Origin of the sequence: Nocardia sp. NPDC051990 (genome assembly GCF_040680755.1) — a bacterium.
Classification (GTDB): Bacteria; Actinomycetota; Actinomycetes; order Mycobacteriales; family Mycobacteriaceae; genus Nocardia.
This window is the reverse complement of the sequence record NZ_JBFAXH010000001.1, coordinates 262,730-280,867: the sequence shown is the minus strand read 5'-3', so window position 1 is coordinate 280,867 and position 18,138 is coordinate 262,730. Positions and strand designations below refer to the sequence as shown.

The 18,138-nt window shown below is 64.6% G+C and carries 20 protein-coding genes; 8 read left to right on the top strand and 12 right to left on the bottom strand.

Features of this window, described 5'->3' with window-relative positions; genetic code table 11:
- Positions 1 to 294: 294 nt before the first annotated feature.
- The 8 genes from AB0L63_RS01330 to AB0L63_RS01295 form a co-directional block, all read right to left on the bottom strand.
- Positions 295 to 1,110 carry an ESX secretion-associated protein EspG gene (locus AB0L63_RS01330; RefSeq protein WP_364493025.1) on the bottom strand — a complete coding sequence of 272 codons (816 nt, stop codon included), beginning with the start codon at positions 1,108 to 1,110 and terminating at the stop codon, positions 295 to 297.
- A gap of 78 nt (positions 1,111 to 1,188) precedes the next feature.
- Complete coding sequence (locus AB0L63_RS01325; RefSeq protein ID WP_364493023.1) at positions 1,189 to 2,499, bottom strand: hypothetical protein; 1,311 nt, start codon at positions 2,497 to 2,499, stop codon at positions 1,189 to 1,191.
- 65 nt (positions 2,500 to 2,564) lie between these two features.
- Entirely contained in the window at positions 2,565 to 2,939 is a 375-nt protein-coding gene (locus AB0L63_RS01320; protein WP_364493021.1) for a hypothetical protein, read from the bottom strand.
- 18 nt (positions 2,940 to 2,957) lie between these two features.
- Positions 2,958 to 3,524, bottom strand: coding sequence for a DUF3558 domain-containing protein (locus AB0L63_RS01315; protein WP_364493019.1), 567 nt, complete (start codon positions 3,522 to 3,524; stop codon positions 2,958 to 2,960).
- Positions 3,525 to 3,702: 178 nt separating this feature from the next.
- Positions 3,703 to 3,918 carry a DUF397 domain-containing protein gene (locus tag AB0L63_RS01310; RefSeq protein WP_364493017.1) on the bottom strand — a complete coding sequence of 72 codons (216 nt, stop codon included), beginning with the start codon at positions 3,916 to 3,918 and terminating at the stop codon, positions 3,703 to 3,705.
- Positions 3,915 to 4,049, bottom strand: coding sequence for a DUF397 domain-containing protein (locus AB0L63_RS01305; protein WP_364493015.1), 135 nt, complete (start codon positions 4,047 to 4,049; stop codon positions 3,915 to 3,917). The genes AB0L63_RS01310 and AB0L63_RS01305 overlap by 4 nt, the downstream gene beginning before the upstream one ends.
- Positions 4,050 to 4,156: 107 nt before the next feature.
- On the bottom strand, positions 4,157 to 4,366 hold the full coding sequence (locus AB0L63_RS01300; RefSeq protein WP_364493013.1) for a DUF397 domain-containing protein: 210 nt from the start codon (positions 4,364 to 4,366) through the stop codon (positions 4,157 to 4,159).
- Positions 4,363 to 5,250 (bottom strand): helix-turn-helix transcriptional regulator, encoded by an 888-nt coding sequence (locus tag AB0L63_RS01295; RefSeq protein ID WP_364493011.1) that lies wholly within the window; start codon positions 5,248 to 5,250, stop codon positions 4,363 to 4,365. The genes AB0L63_RS01300 and AB0L63_RS01295 overlap by 4 nt, the downstream gene beginning before the upstream one ends.
- Before the next feature lie 346 nt (positions 5,251 to 5,596).
- Here AB0L63_RS01295 and AB0L63_RS01290 point away from each other — a divergent pair, with 346 nt between their 5' ends.
- The 4 genes from AB0L63_RS01290 to AB0L63_RS01275 are packed head-to-tail and all read left to right on the top strand — an operon-like array spanning position 5,597 to position 7,603.
- Positions 5,597 to 5,974, top strand: a complete 378-nt coding sequence (locus AB0L63_RS01290) for a hypothetical protein (RefSeq protein ID WP_364493009.1) — start codon at positions 5,597 to 5,599, stop codon at positions 5,972 to 5,974.
- On the top strand, positions 5,968 to 6,321 hold the full coding sequence (locus AB0L63_RS01285) for a hypothetical protein (protein WP_364493007.1): 354 nt from the start codon (positions 5,968 to 5,970) through the stop codon (positions 6,319 to 6,321). Before AB0L63_RS01290 ends, AB0L63_RS01285 begins: the two co-directional genes overlap by 7 nt.
- Complete coding sequence (locus tag AB0L63_RS01280; RefSeq protein ID WP_364493005.1) at positions 6,318 to 6,662, top strand: hypothetical protein; 345 nt, start codon at positions 6,318 to 6,320, stop codon at positions 6,660 to 6,662. The genes AB0L63_RS01285 and AB0L63_RS01280 overlap by 4 nt, the downstream gene beginning before the upstream one ends.
- Before the next feature lie 14 nt (positions 6,663 to 6,676).
- A complete protein-coding gene (locus AB0L63_RS01275; RefSeq protein WP_364493003.1) occupies positions 6,677 to 7,603 on the top strand; it encodes an NAD-dependent epimerase/dehydratase family protein in 927 nt (308 codons plus the stop codon).
- Positions 7,604 to 7,692: 89 nt separating this feature from the next.
- On the opposite strand, the gene AB0L63_RS01270 is transcribed toward AB0L63_RS01275, so the two are convergent.
- A complete protein-coding gene (locus AB0L63_RS01270) occupies positions 7,693 to 9,120 on the bottom strand; it encodes an acyl-CoA synthetase (protein WP_364493001.1) in 1,428 nt (475 codons plus the stop codon).
- 145 nt (positions 9,121 to 9,265) lie between these two features.
- Here AB0L63_RS01270 and AB0L63_RS01265 point away from each other — a divergent pair, with 145 nt between their 5' ends.
- The gene (locus tag AB0L63_RS01265) at positions 9,266 to 10,105 is read left to right on the top strand and encodes an oxygenase MpaB family protein (protein WP_364492999.1); all 840 of its coding nucleotides are present in this window, start codon (positions 9,266 to 9,268) and stop codon (positions 10,103 to 10,105) included.
- Positions 10,106 to 10,204: 99 nt separating this feature from the next.
- Positions 10,205 to 11,140 (top strand): oxygenase MpaB family protein, encoded by a 936-nt coding sequence (locus tag AB0L63_RS01260; RefSeq protein ID WP_364492996.1) that lies wholly within the window; start codon positions 10,205 to 10,207, stop codon positions 11,138 to 11,140.
- A gap of 38 nt (positions 11,141 to 11,178) precedes the next feature.
- On the opposite strand, the gene AB0L63_RS01255 is transcribed toward AB0L63_RS01260, so the two are convergent.
- Both AB0L63_RS01255 and pruA read right to left on the bottom strand, forming a co-directional pair.
- On the bottom strand, positions 11,179 to 12,126 hold the full coding sequence (locus tag AB0L63_RS01255; protein WP_364492994.1) for a proline dehydrogenase family protein: 948 nt from the start codon (positions 12,124 to 12,126) through the stop codon (positions 11,179 to 11,181).
- Complete coding sequence (gene pruA / locus AB0L63_RS01250) at positions 12,123 to 13,760, bottom strand: L-glutamate gamma-semialdehyde dehydrogenase (protein ID WP_364492991.1); 1,638 nt, start codon at positions 13,758 to 13,760, stop codon at positions 12,123 to 12,125. Before pruA ends, AB0L63_RS01255 begins: the two co-directional genes overlap by 4 nt.
- 430 nt (positions 13,761 to 14,190) lie before the next feature.
- Here pruA and AB0L63_RS01245 point away from each other — a divergent pair, with 430 nt between their 5' ends.
- Positions 14,191 to 15,573, top strand: coding sequence for a PAS domain-containing protein (locus tag AB0L63_RS01245; protein WP_364492989.1), 1,383 nt, complete (start codon positions 14,191 to 14,193; stop codon positions 15,571 to 15,573).
- Between the two features lie 165 nt (positions 15,574 to 15,738).
- Here AB0L63_RS01245 and dapD read toward each other — a convergent pair whose 3' ends face one another.
- Positions 15,739 to 16,683: a 2,3,4,5-tetrahydropyridine-2,6-dicarboxylate N-succinyltransferase gene (gene dapD, locus AB0L63_RS01240; protein WP_364492987.1), complete on the bottom strand. Its 945-nt coding sequence runs from the start codon at positions 16,681 to 16,683 to the stop codon at positions 15,739 to 15,741.
- 217 nt (positions 16,684 to 16,900) lie between these two features.
- Here dapD and dapE point away from each other — a divergent pair, with 217 nt between their 5' ends.
- Positions 16,901 to 18,013: a succinyl-diaminopimelate desuccinylase gene (dapE, locus tag AB0L63_RS01235; protein WP_364492985.1), complete on the top strand. Its 1,113-nt coding sequence runs from the start codon at positions 16,901 to 16,903 to the stop codon at positions 18,011 to 18,013.
- Positions 18,014 to 18,138 lie beyond the last annotated feature (125 nt).

The window sequence follows — 18,138 nt, the reverse complement described above, 5'->3', positions numbered from 1 at the left end:
CGTCGGCTATCCCATTTGCGTGGTTTGAGTGGCAGATCGCGGTAAGGGGTGAGCGAGGTGTGCCGGATGTGGCAACTTGCCACATCCGGTGATCGCTCTTGACGATGTAATTAGCTTGAATACGGCCGAGCGTGCAAGAGGGCTTTGGAGCATCTAATCTCGGGAATTTGCCGAAATTGATGGCAGCTGGCGCTGGAGACGGTGAAGGGTGCTCCGACCTGCGATAATTCTATTTGCTGAAGACAGAAATTCGTGAGTGAGGAGCACCCTTCTGGTGCGGAAGTCTCTGCCTTATCAGTTGTATTCGTAGGTGGGGTCGTTGTCTTCGCGGTACTCGCGCAGGGTTCGATCGAGCAGGTTTTGCAAGTGTGCGGATAGTTCCGCGGTGTCGGTCGGGGTCACGTGGACGGCTGCGGTGGCGCGCACCCGGTAGCGGCCATCCGGGTAGTCCATGATGTGGAAGTCGCGCTTGGGGGTGGGACGGTTGTCGAACGCGCCGCCCGGGTATACGGCGATGTGCGCGACTGTGGTGCGGTGGCGTTCGAAGAATCGTTCCGCCTCGGTGCGCCGGGAGACAGGTGCATCGGCGGAGAATGCGGTGAATGGCCGGTCGTCTTCGCCGTCGAGGTCGATGCGGTTGATCTCGAAGCTCGAGGCGGTGCCACGGGGTGCGTCCGGTAGGGCGGCGATGACGCGGCGGGCTACGGTGTGTGCCCCGACCAGCATCATGCGTACGGCGCCGCCCCGGTCGGGATCCGCTGTCGGTTCCTGCGTGAGGATCACCGCGCTGCGGCCGGAGACTGCGACATGGATACGTACCAGTGCCGCTGGGGCCGCGTCCTCGCGTGGCAGCACACCCCTTGCCGCACCGGCGAATCCCGCGACCTCGATCCTGGCCTCTGGTTCCACGAGGACCCGCAGTGGGCCGTACATATCCTCGTCGAGCATCGCCCGTACCCCGGAGGCGGCGGTTTTGTAGGCGCGCTCGTAGGCTGCGGCGGTGTCCTCGGTCGGTCGGTACCGCAGCGGGTAGGGCAGCACATCCCGGCCCATGGCCTGCCACAGTACGGTCAGCTCGAGTGCCGATAGCGACCACATCCGCTGTGTCATCCGCCGCGCACCGTCATCCACCCGACACCGTTATCCGCCTCGTATGTCATTGGCCCAGTACACTATTCGCGAAGCGCGCTAATCGCCAAGCACCGGCGGAACCGTCTTCGGGCGATGGTCGGGATCAAGGCCGGTCAATTCCTCGCCGTGCTCGCGGGTCACCATCGCCTCGGCCACCGCCGATTTCCCCTTTTCCTTTTCCTCGTCGCCCTTGCCTCGGGCCGCGCCGGGCATCATGGAGCCGGTACCGGACACGCCATTGCGGCCCGCGCTACCGACGCCGGTGCCAGCACCTGAGCCCACGCCGGTGACTGCGCCCGTGCCCGGAATCGATCGACCCGGGCTACCGGAAAACGTGCTCCCGGGACCGGGGGAAACCGTGCTTCCAGAGCCGCTGAGTCCGGTGCTGCCGAGGCCGGAGCCCGGAGTGGATCCAGGACTGAGACCGGTCGGCGTGGTCGCGGTCGATGCTGTGGTACCGAGCCCCGCCGGTGTGGTCGACCCGGATCCAGGACTTGGCTGATCTGCCTGTCCCGCAAGCGGATCCACGCCTGCCGGGGCCGAATCGCCAGGTTCCCCGCTCCCGCCCGTCGTTCCGCCGCCATCGGGCTCCGAGCTATCGGACGGCGACCTTCCGCTTGGACCGGGCTCCCGACCGGTCGGCGGCGGCACCGGTGTGACGGTGCCAGGATCATGGACCGGGTTGTAGGCCAACGGAATACGCGGCTGCGCGGTGTCTGCCTCCCGAATACCTGGCTGGTAGACCTTTTCGAGGACGGTATAGGTGGCCAACTCGGCGGCGTCGGTGCGGTTGCGGTCCATTTTCCAGGTCGGACCGGGTATCCAACCGGCGACGGTGCTGGCCCACCCGGTTTCCGGCTGCGGCTGCACATTCGCTTTGGTCACCTCGACCGCTGACTTCACGATCTCCACTTTTTCGGCGACGATTTTCGTGGCCGACACCATATTCTGCGCCTTCGCCACATAATCGACGATCCCACCGGCGGCGGCCTGGCTGGCCGCTCCCGTCCACGACTCCGCTATCGCCGATAAGATTTCCGGGCCGAACTGGGTGAGGCCGGATTCGAGTTTCTCGGCTCGGGACTTCCACATCTGTTGTAGCGTCGTCATGACACCGACATCGATCGTCTGCGCCTTCCGATACAGCTCATCCAGATCCTCGCTCCGAACATTTCCGTACAGGGACTCCGGAATGCGCGAATCATGGAAGTCGCCCTCGAAATGGTGATCGGTCAGATCCTTGATGCGGTTGCGTGCGGCAATCGACTCCGGGCTTTGGTCGCCCAGGGCTGCGGCCAATGATGTCGCCGATTTATCAATGTCATTGGCACCGGAAATGACCGCACCGAGTGGGCCGTTATTTATCATTTTGCCGACATTGATGATGATTGATTCGAAAGATGGAAGACCGAACACCCTGTGCCCCCCTTGGTTCAGATCCGGCCGAAGTCTTGCGCGTTGGTGGTGTCCTGCTCTTGTATGCGGTCCAGTGATGCCTGGATGGTATCGCCCATGAGCTCGAGTACCCGGATGTGGTCTCGCAGAGCGGTATCGAGATCGCCGTCACCTTCCGAGTCGCTTGCCTTCAAGCCGAGCAGTTTGGCCAGCTCCTTCCCGCACTGGAACTCGCCCAAACCAGTCACACGGGCCATCTGATCGATGTCACGCATGGAGTCGCGATACACCTCGATCTGATTATCGATTGCCGTACGACACCGCTTCGCCACCGAATCGTCCAGGTGCAACCTGCCAGCTTTTGCCTCGTCCGCAAGGTACTGCCACAGCGTAATATCCTCTTGCATGCCCATTGCCGTACCGTCACTCTCTCACTTCGGAAAAGTCGGCACCAATATCTCCGCTGCCACCGCGGCGATGACGCAAGGGCCTCGATCGTCTTCGAGTTTCTTTGTACTGAAGGACTTGTAGATGGAGATCTCTATCGTTTGCCTGTTCGACGGAAAGCTGAGATAGCAGACCTCGTCATTACGATCATCTGCTCGGCGAAACTGGACCCCGTCTCGACCAGCGATAGAAACATCGGTGAAATCGATGTTGTTCGCGTCCTTCTTCGATTCGTCGATCGTATGGGTTGTTGACCACACGCCGAGGGAATAGTTCGATCGAGTCGGCTTGTCCTTCCACGAGCACAACTTCCAACCTTCCACCTTCTCGACGCCCGCAATCGTGTCGCTACGTGTCGACGGATCCACCCCAACCTGCCGCAGGGTCTCGTTGGTGATCTGTGTGCATGGATCCCACAGTGCCGCAGTCGCTGCCGTCTTATCGGAGGTCGAACTCGGGGGCGCTGTCTCTCCATTTGTTGATCCGCACCCGGTGGCGACAACCAACGCCCCTGCCAGCACCGCGACCGCTGCTGTCGTCCGTCGTCCCACTACTGCTCCCGTCCGGCCGCCTAATAGTCCGCTCGTAGTGTAGGACGCATCGGACACCGATTCGGTTCCACGGATTATCGCCGGGTGAACCGTGCGCGCGGTGGTGAACCGTGCGCACGGTTGAGCTGAGTCGGGAGTCGAGAACCTGCGGCCGTTGTGATCGAGACGGAAATGGTGATCAAGCTCGGCGGGTGAACCTCCCATACCGCATGCCCGCCGCAAAGGTGTCCCATTCACTCGGGGTAAAGACCAACGCTGGACCGGTTGGGTTCTTCGAGTCGCGAACGCCGACGCTGCCGCCCTTGGGCCATGCCACCTCCACGCATGCGCTCTGGCTGCCGCTGTGACTACTCTTGAACCAGTTTGCGCTGGACAGTTCGGTTTCCACGTTCATTCTTCCTTGAAAACGCCCTCTCGCACGCTCATGGCGAAGGTGTCCCACTGACTGGGTGTGAAGACCAGTGCTGGACCGGTTGGGTTCTTCGAGTCGCGAATACCGATGCCGCCGCCCTCGAGCCAGGCCACCTCAACGCAGGCGCTCTGGCTGCCGCTGTGGCTGCTTTTAAACTAGTTCGCCCGGAGAGATCTATGGTCATGCTGCGTAACTCGTTGCTGCGCCGGGGGAGTGGCGGTCATGCGGGGCGGTTGAATTCCCCGTCTCGTATGACTGTGGCGAAGGTGTCCCATTCGCTCGGGGTGAAGACCAGTGCTGGACCGGTGGGGTTCTTCGAGTCCCGGACGCCGACGCAGCCGCCCTTGAGCCATGCCACCTCGACGCAATCGGTCTGGCTACTGCTGTAGCTGCTCTTGAACCAGTTGGCCCCGAGTAGGTCAGTTTTCACGCTTCATACTCCCTTGCAACCCGCCTGAGCAGGTCTCGCGACTTCACTTCATCGTGTGCTGTGCTTCGGACGGCCGAAGCAACCTCATGGTAGCGCTGCACATCGTTGGCATTTTCCAAGTACAAGTCAGGCTTACCGGCACCCTCGATATAGACAAGCGGCGGCTCCACTGGCTTGCCCTTGGTATCGAGGTCGAAGTCCAGAATCATGAAGGGGCCATGCAGGAGTCCCCACGTGCACCCAGCGCTGAACGGGTGAATCCGGATACTGACGTTCGGCAACTTACCGATCTCTGCCAGGTGCCGCAGCTGTGCCGCCATCACGCGGGGGCCGCCTATGACGCGGTGCAGCGCCGACTCGTGAAGAAGTAGCTCGAGCTGCACCGGGTCTGTCTTGCGGGTGATAATCATCTGGCGCTTCAAACGCAGCTCCACTTTGCGGTCGATATCTTCCTGACCTGGCAGTGCGCTGATCACTGCCCTCGCGTAATCGGGAGTCTGCACCAGACCCAGCACGATCTCCTGGTACGAGATCAGTTGCCGCGCAGCGGGCGTCAACTCGACGATCATGTTGAACGTCTCGTCGCTGTGGAGACCGGCGAATGCCGTATACCACGAGGTGACCCTGGCTTGCTTGGCAAGTTCGACGGCCCGTGTGATGTCCGCGCGTGAGACCTCATACAGATCACACAGCGCCTGCACATCTATCGCGCGGACCTTCTTCGTCTTGGCCGCCTCGATGCGCTGCAAAGCTGCCTGGCTCAGCTCCACCAGGGCGGCAGCTTTGGCGATAGTCAAGCCGGTCCCTTCTCGGCGCTCGCGTAGGAATCGGCCCAGCTGTCGCCTGGGCAGGGTCGATGGCTCGGATACGTCGTCGCTGGTCATGGTCTATGCCTCCGCTACGGAAAAGTGGGTGGATCGGTGGTGTGAAATCGAATCAAACGTGACCCAGGCGCGGATCCCATTCTGGGCCTTCGCATCAGCTCGATTCGAATAATCGATTCTGCTCGAATCAGGCTAGCGCCCGTGGTGTGCTGTGTCAGGCGTTCGGCTGACACAGCGGCCCTCGAAATACCTCAATCTGGCGGAACTGCAACAACATCGGCGGCGGGGTAACGGTTCAGCGGCACCCTCGCGATCCGATTCCGCTACCGGTGTTGATTCGTCGCTGCCCGCTCATCCAGATGCCAGCAGATCTCGCATACCGACCAGGTTCCGGGGAGGCACCCACATGACCCACAAGCAATCCATCGCGCCGTTGCCGTGCACCGATAAACCCAAGGCGATGGGGTTCGTTCGCACGGATGTCTCCAAACTGCACGCGCCTCGCCATGCCAGCGAAATACGCAGGCACGCGCGCACATTGGGATACCGGTATGTGTACACAGTGCATCCGCCGGGGGATGAGCCCGACCCGATCGGGTACGTCCTGGCCATGGCGGCCGGGCTCGGTGTCGAGGCCATCGTGGTTTTCGAACTGGCGCACGTGAACGATCAACCCGCACTGATCTGCGATCACGGGTACGACCTGGAAACTGTTTGCCCGCAGAGCACTTGGACGCGCACCGCGCTGTCGGTACCCGGTACCGAAACGGGGGCGGCGTGTTGAGCGAGGATACGATCGCCACCTCAGCGGCTATCTGCGGCAGCGCCGAAATCGAGCTGGCACACCAGCAGATGCGGCGACATCGGGCGTGCCGGGTCGAGATATGTGCCTGGAAATGGGTCGCGTACAACACCCTCGTGGCCAATGGCAGGATCGCGCCGCAGACATTGAGTCCGCGCGAGCGCGCGCATCGGCGCGGCATCGAATTTCCCACCGCGTCATCGCCTGCCGATGGATCGCTGTCTGATTGCGGCACACCGGGATTCACGCTGTTACAGCGGGTGCTGGATGGCCTCGTGCAAGATATGCGCGCCCATCTGGGGGACGGCCGCGAGGGAGAGCGACGGTGAGTCCGTGGCATGTGGTGTCCAGCGTGGTGGCGGTACTCGGCGGGGGCATGGTCGCGGTGATCGCCCTCGGATGCGTATGGCCGGTCGACCGGCCATACCGCCCCGCCGCACGTCGGCGCGCCAGCGCGCCGTGCCCGTTACGTCCCGTCGAGTGGCCGAAGGCGTGGACATGTGACCTGCCGTCGCCGCCGTTGACGCTCGCCGACGCCCATCGTGCTATGCAACTCCACCGCGAACACGACTGCGCCAGAAAGCGGGCCGCGTTCGCGACACTGGTCGCGGCCGGGCACGCCACACCTGATTCGGCACGTCGATCCCGTTGGTGGGAGATGCCCTCGTGAACGATCACCCATCCATGAAGGAAGAATCCCCGCACACCGGTAACCACATCGTCGTCACCGGTGGTGCTGGATTCCTCGGCTCGCACCTGTGCCGTGCACTGCTCGCGCGCGGAGACCGGGTCACCGCGATCGATAACCTCAGCACCGGCCGTCGGGTGGCCATCGAAAACCTCACGGCACAGCCGCATTTCACCCTCCGTACCGCGGATGTGAGCACACCCGGCGCATTCGCCGACCTCGCCACGATCACCCATATCGCGCATCTCGCCTGCCCTGGCAGTCCGAAAGCCACCGTCCGGCGGCCGACGGACACCCTTCGAGCGGCCTCGGCCGGCACCCTGGCCGCTCTCGACCTGGCCGCGAGTCGCGGCGCGCGCATCGTCGTCGCATCCGGTCCCGAGAGTAACGGCGACCCGCGAAACACCGGCCAGGCAGGCGATTTTCAGGTACACGCGTTGAGCACCCTCCTCGCCGAGGTCATCGCCCGCCATTACAGTGGCGTGGACGTGGGCATTGTGCGGCCCTTCGAGGTGTACGGACCACACCAGTGGCCGGGCGACGGCCGCATCGCGGCCACGATCTGCGCCGCCGCACTACGCGATCAGACAGTGCAGGTCATCGACAGTGATGTCCGATCATTCGTCTACATCGCCGACACCGTCGACGCATTGGTCGCGATGCTCGACAGCACTACGACCGGCCCGGTCGACATCGGCGGCCCCGCCGCGGTGACGACCGCCGAATTCGCCCACACCGCTATTGCCCTCGCCGGTAGCGGCTGGCTGGAGATCGCCCCAGCCGATCTCAGCGCACCGACCGCGCACAGCCCGGACCTCGACCGTACCCACGCGCTGTTGGGCTGGCGACCGAGCAGACCCCTGGGCGACGGTCTGCGCTACACCCTCGACTGGATGCGCACCATCTTGTCGTATCCACCGTGAGGGCCGGGGGCGGTCGACAGCGCCCATTCGCATCGGTAATCGTTGGATTCGGGCTGATCAGAATGCGACGAGCGCGCGAGAAGTTCCGTTCAGCCGAGCAGCTTTTTCTGCACCTTCCCCATCGCATTGCGCGGCAGCGAAGCCACCACGCGGACCTCGCGCGGGCGCTTGTGCACCGAAAGCTGTTCGGCCACATGCTCGATGAGCGCCTGCTCGATGGAATCCGTTGCGGCACCGCGTAGTACGACGTATGCGACGATCCGCTGCCCCAGGTCGGCATCGGGAACGCCGACCACCGCGACCTCGGCCACCTCCGGATGTCCGAGCAGTACCGTCTCGACTTCGCCCGCGCCGATGCGGTAGCCACCGGACTTGATGAGGTCGACCGATTCCCGGCCTACGATACGGTGCCAACCGTCGGCATCGATCGCCGCGACATCGCCGGTCTTGAACCAGCCATCCTCGGTCCAGCATTCGGCGGTCGCCTCGGCCCGGTTGTAGTAACCGTCGAACAGCATCGGCCCGCGCACTTGCAGGCCACCGATGCTGTCCCCGTCGTGCGGGACATCCGCACCAGCCTCGTCCCGCAGCCGAGTCTGCACACCCGCGACGGGCGTGCCGACCCAGCCGGGACGGCGTTCCCCATCGAACCGAGTGGACAGCGTGATCATTGTTTCGCTCATCCCGTACCGCTCGATCGGCGCGTGCCCGGTGAGTTCGCGCAGCCGCTCGAATACCGGCACCGGCAGCGGCGCACTGCCCGAGACGAGCAGCCGCGCCTCGGCCAATTTCCGTGCCGCATCGGGATCTTCGACAACGCGCGACCATACGGTCGGCACCCCGAAGTACAGCGTGCCGTGCGCGTCCGCATAGGCCTGCGGTGTCGGCTTGCCGGTGTGGATCAGCGGGCTGCCGACCCGCAGCGGCCCGAGCAAACCGAGAATCAGCCCGTGCACGTGGAACAGCGGAAGACCGTGCACCAGAACGTCGTTCGGCGTCCAGGCCCACGCGTCAGCGAGTGCATCGAGCCCGGCCGCGATGGCGCCGCGATTCAGCACGACCCCCTTGGGCAGACCGGTGGTCCCCGAGGTATACAGCACGAATGCCGGTGTGGCAGAGTCGGGTTCGGGATAGGTATGCCACGAGCGCGCGTGCGCGCGCACCGGAACGACTGGCAGATCCGATCCCTCCGGCGCCGCCCCCAACCACGCCTGGGCACCAGAGTCGGTGAGGATATGCGCCAGCTCGGCGGTCCCCGAATCCGGTGGCACCGGCACCACCGTCACCCCGGCGATGAGGCAGCCGACCACCGCGAGCACCGTGGTTACGGTCGGTCGCGCCAGTACCGCCACCCGATCGGCGCGCGCGATGCGCTCGGCCACCGACGTCGCCGCACCGAGCAAATCACTGCGCGACAACGTCATCCCATCGATGGTGACGGCATCGGGTATATCCGCTCCCCCGGCAACAGCGAGCGGATTGAGCGAACGAAGCAGCAGCGGCGGACCGAATGACATTCGCTCACGCTACTTCGGCACCACGTCGCACCACCACCACGCTCCCCCGGCGAGCCGGCTCGGCCACCAACGCGATGGTTGACACACTCATGAGACAGTGAGAACGTTTGGGTAATTCCTTCTCAACATGAGAACGGGGGCGCCGATGACCAGCCCGTTTCGCACACCCGCCGAGGACACCTTCGATATCGAGCGGCACCTCGACGGTGTCGCCGCATTCTTCGGCGGTACGGCGAATGTCATCATGCAGCTCAGCACGTTGCCGGTCGGCTACGGCGTGCTGGAGAGCACCGTCGACAGCGGCAAGGTCATGCTGCATCCGATCAAGCGGCTGCGCACCACCCTCACCTATCTCTCGGTCGCCATGCTCGGCACCGATGCCGAACGTGACGCCTATCGCGACGCCGTGAACCTGTCGCACCGCTCGGTCAAGTCGACCGCGGCCAGTCCGGTGCAGTACAACGCCTTCGATCCCGCACTACAGCTCTGGGTGGCCGCCTGTCTCTATTGGGGTGCACGCGATCTCTACGAGCGCATGCACGGCCCGATGAACGACGCCGACGCGGAAGCCTTCTACCGCTATGGGTCTCGACTCGGCACGACGCTGCAAATGCATCCGGAATCGTGGCCCGCCGACCGCGTGGCCTTCGACCAATTCTGGACCGAGCGGCTCGCGAAGACCGCCATCGATCCCCCGATCCGCGACTACTTCAACGAGCTGATCGATCTGAAAATGCTGCCGAGGCCTGCCCGCTTACCATTCGCCCGGTTCCACCGCTTCGTGGTCACCGGCCTGCTGCCCGAGCAACTGCGCGACCAGATAGGCATGACCTGGACCGCGGACGACGATCGAAAACTCGCCGGAATCCTGCGCACCCTCGGCTCGATCACCGCTCGAATGCCGAAGCAGGCCAGGATGTTCCCGATCAACGCCTACCTGTGGGATATGCGCATCCGCAGGCGGCTCGGCCTGCACCTGGTGTGATCAGCGGGACGGCAGTCGGCGGAGCCGACGGGGTGGGTGAATGTAAACCGCTCGTGTACGGGGATCGTTTGACAGCCTCTCGAGGTGATGAGAAGGTAAATGTCAATTCTTCTCATCACCTTTCGATTGTCGGTGATCACCCCCCGAAAGCCGAGGCCAACGATGACCTTGCCGCAACCCGCGCAGCCGCCCGATCCGCTGCCTACCTGCCGCTACGGCACTGTCGACGACTTCGCGATGGACGAATTGTGCAGCGGTGTCGCGGCCTTCCTCGGCGGAACGGCGAATGTCATCATGCAGCTGAGCCTGCGGCCGGTCGCCTACGGCGTCATGGAGAGCACGGTCGAATCCGGCCGGATCGATGTGCACCCGTGGAAGCGAACGCGCACCACGCTGACCTATCTCGCGGTGGCGCTGCTCGGCACCGAGGAAGACCGCGCGAATTACCGCGAGGCCGTCAACGGTTCACATCGCGCGGTGCATTCCGAGCCCGGCGCTCCGATCAAATACAACGCCTTCGACCCGAAGCTGCAACTGTGGGTGGCCGCCTGTTTGTACTGGGGCTTGGTCGATCTGGAGGAGCGGCTGCACGGACCGATGGATGAGGACACCGCGGATGTGCTCTACCAGTACGCCGCTCGGCTCGGCACCACCCTGCAGATGCGACCGGACATGTGGCCGCGGGACCGAAAGGCCTTCCAGGAGTATTGGAATGCCAATCTCGCGACCAAGACCGTGGATGACCGCACGCGCGCGTACTTCAATGATCTCGTCGATCTGAAAATGGTCGCCTGGCCGGTCCGCACATTATTCGCCCCGCTGCAGCGGTTCTTGGTGACCGGTCTGCTACCGCCGCACCTACGCGCCGAGATGAACATGGATTGGAGCGAGCGGCATGAGCGCGTCGCGAATAAACTACTGCGCGCGATCGGTGCCGTGCACCGGTTACTACCGAAGTCCGCCAGGCTCTTTCCGATGAACCTCTGTCTGTGGGATATGCGCAGGCGGCATCGTCGCGGCAAGCCGCTGGTCTGAGCTCACCCACCCCGCCGGCTCCGCCGGCTGCCATCCCCCTAGGACTTGCTGACCAACGCGCGCAGAAAGAATGTGAGGTTGGCCGGACGTTCGGCGAGGCGGCGGGTCAGGTAGCCGTACCACTGGCTGCCATAAGGCACATATACTCGCATGGCATTGCCCGCGGCGGCCAGCCGCAACTGCTCGGGATCGCGGATGCCGTAGAGCATCTGATGCTCGAAACGGTCTGGACCACGGCCGGTTTCGGTGGCCAGCCGTTCCGCGGCGAGGATGAGCACCGGATCGTGGGTGGCCACCATCGGGTAGCCGTCGCCGCCCATCAAAATCTCCAGGCAGCGCAGGTAGGAATCGTTCACTTCGGCGGAACGCTGATACGCGACGGTATGCGGTTCCCGATAAGCGCCCTTGCACAGACGAATTCGGGATCCGGGACCGGACAGTTCCCGGCAGTCGGCCTCGGTGCGATGCAGATAAGCCTGCAATACCGCACCGAGCCAAGGGAATTCGGCGCGCAGCGTACGAACCGCGGCAAGCGTGGCCTCGGTGGTGGTGTGGTCCTCCGCGTCCACAGTGACCCACACGCCGGCCTGAGCCGCCTTGGTGCACACAATGCGCAGGTTCTCGGTGGCGATGGCCGGGCCGTCCGCGGGCAGTGCCTGCCCCAGCGCGGACATTTTCACCGACACCTCGGTACGTGCCGCGATATCTCGGAAGCCGTTCAATGCCGCCAGATCGTTGATCAGCGAAAGGTATTCGGCCGCCGTGGCCTCGGCCTGTGCCCGGTCGGTAGTGTTCTCCCCGAGAAAGTCGACGCTGATCAGCCGACGGCTGGCCAGCAGCTCGCGCACCACCGCGATCAACTCGTCACGGCCCTCGCCGGCCACGAAGCGCCGGACGATCTCCGCGGTCACCGGCATCCCGGTCAGGATGCGCTGCATCCGCGGGGAAGCGGAGGCCGCGAGGATTACCGGCCGCAATGGATTCATTCCGACCCCATGTGCGGATACCGGTAATCACCCGGCGGCACGAAGGTCTCCTTGATCGTGCGTGGCGCGACCCAGCGCAGCAGGTTCAGCGGCGAACCCGCTTTATCGTCGGTGCCCGACGCACGCGCACCGCCGAAGGGCTGCTGACCGACGACAGCGCCGGTCGGCTTGTCATTGATGTAGAAGTTGCCCGCGGCGAATCGCAATGCGGCCGAGGCCTGGTCGATGGCCTTGCGGTCCTGAGCGAAGACCGCGCCGGTCAGTGCATAGGGTGCCGCCGACTCCACCTCGGCCAATACCGCCGCGAAGGAGCCGGGTTCGGCATCGTCATAGACGTGCACGGCGAGGATGGGACCGAAATATTCGGTGACGAAGGCGTCGTCGTGCGGATCGTCGACCAATAGCACCGTCGGCCGGACGAACCAGCCCTCGCTGTCGTCGTATGCGCCGCCCGCCGGAATGGCGATACCCGCCGCCTTGGCGCGTTCGATGGCGGCCACATTCTTGTCGTAGGCGCGCCGATCGATCAGTGCCCCACCGAAATTCGTCAGATCGGCGACATCGCCGTAGCTCAGTTCACGGGTCAACTGGAGGAAATTGTCACCGATCGTGCGCCACATCGAGCGTGCGATATAGGCGCGGGAAGCCGCCGAACATTTCTGGCCCTGATATTCGTAGGCACCGCGAATCAGCGCGGTACGCAGCGCATCCGGATCGGCGGACGGGTGCGCGACAATGAAGTCCTTACCGCCGGTTTCTCCGACCAAGCGTGGATAGCTGTGGTAGCGGCCGATATTCGCGCCGACCTGGGACCACAGGAACTGAAATGTCTTGGTGGAGCCGGTGAAATGGACACCCCCAAGTCGCGGATCGGCGAGCGCGACCTCCGACAATTCGACACCGTCGCCGGTCACCATATTGATGACGCCCGGTGGCAATCCGGCCGCCTCCAGCAGCCGCATGGTGTAGAAGGCCGCGAGTGTCTGCGTCGGCGAGGGCTTCCACACCACGGTATTGCCCATCAACGCTGGCGCGGTCGGCAGATTGCCCGCGATGGCGGTGAAGTTGAAGGGTGTGACCGCGTAGACGAAACCCTCCAGCGGGCGGTAATCCATCTGATTCCACACCCCGGCGCTCGACTGCGGCTGCTGCTGCAGAATTTGGCGCGCGAAGGCCACATTGAAGCGCCAGAAGTCGACCAATTCGCACGGTGCATCGATTTCGGCCTGCTGCACCGTCTTGGATTGGCCGAGCATGGTGGCGGCGGCGACCGTCTCTCGCCACGGCCCGGCCAACAGATCCGCCGCGCGCAGGAAGATGGCCGCCCGGTCGTCGAAGGTCGTGGTGCGCCAGCCAGGTGCCGCCGCGATCGCGGCCTCGATAGCGCCGTGGGCTTCCGAATGCGTGGTGTCGGTGTAAGTGCCGAGCACATGCCGACGTCGGTGCGGGGCGACGATATCGTGCCGCGTCCCGATGCCCGGCCGGTGTTTGCCACCGATGACCAGCGGAATATCGATGGATTCGGCGGCGATCTCGGTGAGCTTGGTGATCAGCAGTTCCCGCTCGCGGCTGCCCGGCGCATAGGAATGCACCGGCTCGTTGCTCGGGATAGGGACTACCGTGACAGCGTCCATATCCCAGGCTAACGCCGTTCCCGGGTCCGTCGGGGTACGACTGCGGGACGTGTCGCCGCGAACGAGCACTGGAGCGCCATCGGCTTGACCTCTATTTAAGTTCAGGTTCTACGGTCGCCGGTATGAGCGCAGCGCTGACCCCCGAACAGATCGACTACCTGCCTGGATGAATCGATCCGGTTCTACAGAATTGTTCGCCGCCGAAATCCGCGAACGGCACGCCGAACCGGTCGGCTCGACCGAGAAGCCGTGATGTAACTGATGGGACCTATGTCACTGATTCGAATGTCTTTCGGTCCCAATGTCCGATATCCGAATGCCCTTGCAAAGGGACGTATCTTGCATACTAGCAGAATAATTCAGCCGAATTGCGATGTGCATCACTCTGCCCCGTAGCGGTCACCCGTTCTCGTTGCTCTACGGTTGCCCGGTGCTTTCATATGCAGAAAAGGTTGCGGATCAACTGGCCTCGCCGGTCGACGCGGGCGACCTGGTCCTGGGGCCGACGGAACTGTTCTTCTCCACCACCGACCGGCGCGGTGTGATCGGCCTGGGGAATTCTGTCTTTGCCCGCGTATCGGGCTACGCGCTCGACGAGCTGGCCGGACAGCCGCACAATGTCGTCCGCCACCCCGATATGCCTGCTGGAATGTTCCGGCTGATGTGGGAACGGCTTGCCGATGGCCGACCGGTCGGGGCGTTCGTCAGGAACCGGGCCAAGGACGGAACGGCGTATTGGGTGTTCGCGACGATGAGCCCGGTGCCTGATGGTTATGTCTCGGTGCGGCTTGCTCCGTGCAGTCCGTATTTCGGCCTCGCCGAACAGCTTTACGCGCAGGCGCGAACCGCGGAGCAGGCATCGCGCCGTTCCGGGAACGACCGCCGTGGCATCGCCGCGAGCGGTATGGCCGGGCTCGAGGAAGCGCTGCGTCGCCACGGATTTCGCTCGTACGACGAGTTCATGCACGAAGCTCTGCCCGCGGAGATCGCGGCCCGCGGCAATCTGGTATCGGCGACGTCACTGCGGCCGGAGGTGTCCGGGCCCATCGGTTCCGTGCTCGCGGGCACCGCTCTGGTGGATGCGAGGCTCGCTCAGATGGTTGGGCGATTGGGCGAATACCGGGAGCTGTGCGGCCGGCTCATGACCGCCGCAACGCGGGTCGCCGACATCACCCGCCACATCGATCGATCCGTTGTGGCGGCCAGGGATGCCTCTGCGCGGGTCGCCGACGAGCATCCGGTGCTGCTCAATATCGCCCGGGTGATGGGTGAACCAATGAGCGAAGCGGTCGCCGCGTTGCACACGCTGGGGCCCGAACTGGACCGGTTGCGTGGGGCGGTGACGGAGCTGCGGTTCCGAATCTCGTTGGCCGCCTTGTACAACAGCATGGTCGCGGCCTTCGCCGCCGAAGTGGTCGACGGCGCGGCGCCGGCCCGCACGCTGAAGGCGGTACCCCTGCTGTGCGACGCGACCGCCATCGGGCTGTGCGATATGGCCGACCAGATGCGCGAGGTGAATGCGCAACTGTCGACGGTCGCGCAGCAGACCGAACGGGCGAGTGCGGCGCTGGACCGTTTCCGACGCTTCCTCGGTCAATGGCGTCTGCGCGTCCTGCGGCACAAGGCCGGACCGGCGATCGGTGCGAAGCTCGATCCCATCGACGCGGAGATCGCGGTGAGCTGGGAATGGATGGACCTCCTCCACGGCCTCGGGCGGGAGTTCCACTCCGGAGCAGTGATTTTCGACTTCGTGACAGTCGAGGCACAGCTTGCGGCGATCAAGTTGGCCGCCGCCGAGTGCGATACCGACTGAAGGTTGCGTGGTGTGCTGACCATCGTCCCCAACGAGACAACTGATTTCGTACGTACACGGGTGACTCGTCGGGGGACGGGCTAACTTGCCCACAGTCCGACCGCCACCCGCTAACGTCACAGTTGCCGCGATTGAGTCTGGCGCCTGAAGACTCGGCGAGGCGGATCAGTTGGCGTGCAGGTCGGCGTTGAGTTCGATGCCGGTGCCCTTGCGGGGCACGACCTCGACGGCGCCCGTGGTCGAGTTACGGCGGAACAACAGGTTGTTCTGGCCGCTGAGGTCGGCGGCCTTGACCACGGTGCCGTCCGGGGTGGTGACCTTGGTGCCCGCGGTGAGGTAGAGACCGGCCTCCAGGACGCAGTCGTCGCCGAATGGGATGCCGAGGCCGGAGTTGGCGCCGAGCAGGGAGCGCTCACCGATGGAGATGATGGTGGTGCCGCCGCCGGACAGGGTGCCCATGGTGGAGGCGCCGCCGCCGATATCGGAGCCGTCGCCGACCACGACGCCCGCGGAGATTCGGCCCTCGACCATGGAGGCGCCGAGGGTACCCGCGTTGAAGTTCACGAAGCCCTCGTGCATGACAGTGGTGCCGGAGGCCAGATGCGCACCGAGACGGACCCGGTCGGCATCACCGATGCGCACACCCGACGGCACGACGTAGTCGACCATCCGCGGGAACTTGTCGATGCTGTACACGGTGACCGGGCCGCGCGCCCGCAGCTTGGCGCGCGTTGCCTCGAAACCCTCCACCGCGGCCGGACCGTGGTTGGTCCACACCACATTGCTGAGCAGACCGAACTGCCCGTCCAGGCTCACCTCGTGCGGTTTGACCAGCCGATGTGAGAGCAGATGCAGCCGCAGGTACACGTCGTGCGCATCCACCGGGGCGGCAGACAGATCAGCGATCGTGGTCCGCACCGCGACCACATCCACCCCGCGTGCCTCGTCGAATCCGAGCAGCGCCGCGTAGTCCGCGGGCGCCGCATCCAGGCGCTTGGTCCCGGTGTCACCGAACGCGCCCAGCTCCGGATTCGGGTACCAGGTATCCAATACGGTCCCGTCCGCGGTCACATTGGCGATACCGACTGCTGCTGCTCCCTGAATGCTCACGTCATCAGAGGTTACCCACCGAGCCACGACCGTGCTGAGCCACGTCGACCGGTCCTCGCCCGAGCGGCCGACGTCGCCATCCCAGGCCTGCCCCGGCGAGCCAGTACTCGACGCTCGCCCGGCGTTGCCTCCAGTCTGGTTCGACGTCGCGACGGTCACCGCTGTGATGGCTACGGGCACGACGGGAGATCAACACCGCGGTCGTAGGCTGGGGCGCGTGACCATCGACTTGCGCGCCGACCCCATCGCACTGACTGCGGCTCTCGTCGACATCCCGAGCGTCTCACGGGACGAGGCGGCCATTGCCGACATAGTCGAGCGGGCGCTGCGCGAGCAGGCCACGGGATTCGAGGTGCTGCGGCACGGGAATGTGGTGCTCGCGCGCACCGACCTGGGGCGGCCGACGCGGGTCATTCTCGCAGGTCACTTGGATACCGTGCCCATCGCGGACAATGTGCCGAGCACCTTCGTGGACGAGGCGGGGGAGCGCCAGCTCTACGGCTGCGGCACCGTCGATATGAAATCCGGTGACGCGGTGTTCCTGCATCTGGCCGCGACCGTCGCCGAACCGGTGCACGATTTGACGCTGATCTTCTACGACTGCGAGGAGATCGCCGCGAAGCACAACGGCCTCAACCACATCGAGCGAGACCTCCCGGATTGGCTCGTCGGTGATCTGGCCATCCTCGGCGAACCGTCCGGCGGGGTCATCGAGGCTGGTTGCCAGGGCACCCTCCGCGCCCGGCTCACGACCAAGGGTGTGCGCGCCCACTCGGCGCGCTCCTGGAGGGGCGACAACGCGATTCACCGCATGGCCCCGGTACTCCAGCGCCTCGCCGACTACAAGGCCCGCGAGGTCGATATCGACGGCTGCGTCTATCGCGAGGGCCTGTCCGCGGTCCGTATCGGTGGTGGCGTGGCCGGCAATGTGATTCCGGACGAGGCCGAGGTCGACGTGAACTTCCGCTTCGCCCCCGACCGCACCGTCGCGCAGGCCACCGAGCATATGCGCGCGGTATTCGACGGACTCGAGCTCGATTTCGAGCTCACCGACGCTGCCGCGGGCGCACTGCCCGGCCTGTCCGCCCCCGCGGCCAAGGATCTGATCACCGTGGTGGGCGCCGACAGCGTGCGCGCCAAGTACGGGTGGACCGATGTCGCGCGCTTCGCCGCCCGCGGCATCCCGGCAGTGAACTTCGGTCCCGGCGACCCCAATCTCGCCCATAAGCGCGACGAACACGTCCCGGTCGCCCAGATCACCTCAGTCGCGGCGACCCTGCGTACCTACCTGACCCAGTGCTTCCCCAACTCCGCCGAACCGTCCCGCTGATTTGGTAACTGTCCCACTGATTTCGTAAGCACATGGGTAACTCGTAGGGGACGGGCTAACTTACCCACAGCTGTACCGCCGCCCGCCAACGTCACGGTCGTCGCGGCTGAGTCTGGCGCCTAAAG

Excerpts from the sequence above, each read along its gene's own strand:
- AB0L63_RS01325 (WP_364493023.1), bottom strand. The coding sequence starts at position 2,499 with ATGATAAATAACGGCCCACTCGGTGCGGTCATTTCCGGTGCCAATGAC.
- AB0L63_RS01310 (WP_364493017.1), bottom strand. The coding sequence starts at position 3,918 with ATGAACGTGGAAACCGAACTGTCCAGCGCAAACTGGTTCAAGAGTAGT.
- AB0L63_RS01260 (WP_364492996.1), top strand. The coding sequence starts at position 10,205 with ATGTCAATTCTTCTCATCACCTTTCGATTGTCGGTGATCACCCCCCGA.
- AB0L63_RS01255 (WP_364492994.1), bottom strand. The coding sequence starts at position 12,126 with ATGAATCCATTGCGGCCGGTAATCCTCGCGGCCTCCGCTTCCCCGCGG.
- AB0L63_RS01275 (WP_364493003.1), top strand. The coding sequence starts at position 6,677 with ATGAAGGAAGAATCCCCGCACACCGGTAACCACATCGTCGTCACCGGT.
- AB0L63_RS01270 (WP_364493001.1), bottom strand. The coding sequence starts at position 9,120 with ATGTCATTCGGTCCGCCGCTGCTGCTTCGTTCGCTCAATCCGCTCGCT.
- AB0L63_RS01290 (WP_364493009.1), top strand. The coding sequence starts at position 5,597 with ATGACCCACAAGCAATCCATCGCGCCGTTGCCGTGCACCGATAAACCC.
- AB0L63_RS01330 (WP_364493025.1), bottom strand. The coding sequence starts at position 1,110 with ATGACACAGCGGATGTGGTCGCTATCGGCACTCGAGCTGACCGTACTG.
- AB0L63_RS01295 (WP_364493011.1), bottom strand. The coding sequence starts at position 5,250 with ATGACCAGCGACGACGTATCCGAGCCATCGACCCTGCCCAGGCGACAG.
- AB0L63_RS01265 (WP_364492999.1), top strand. The coding sequence starts at position 9,266 with ATGACCAGCCCGTTTCGCACACCCGCCGAGGACACCTTCGATATCGAG.
- pruA (WP_364492991.1), bottom strand. The coding sequence starts at position 13,760 with ATGGACGCTGTCACGGTAGTCCCTATCCCGAGCAACGAGCCGGTGCAT.
- AB0L63_RS01320 (WP_364493021.1), bottom strand. The coding sequence starts at position 2,939 with ATGGGCATGCAAGAGGATATTACGCTGTGGCAGTACCTTGCGGACGAG.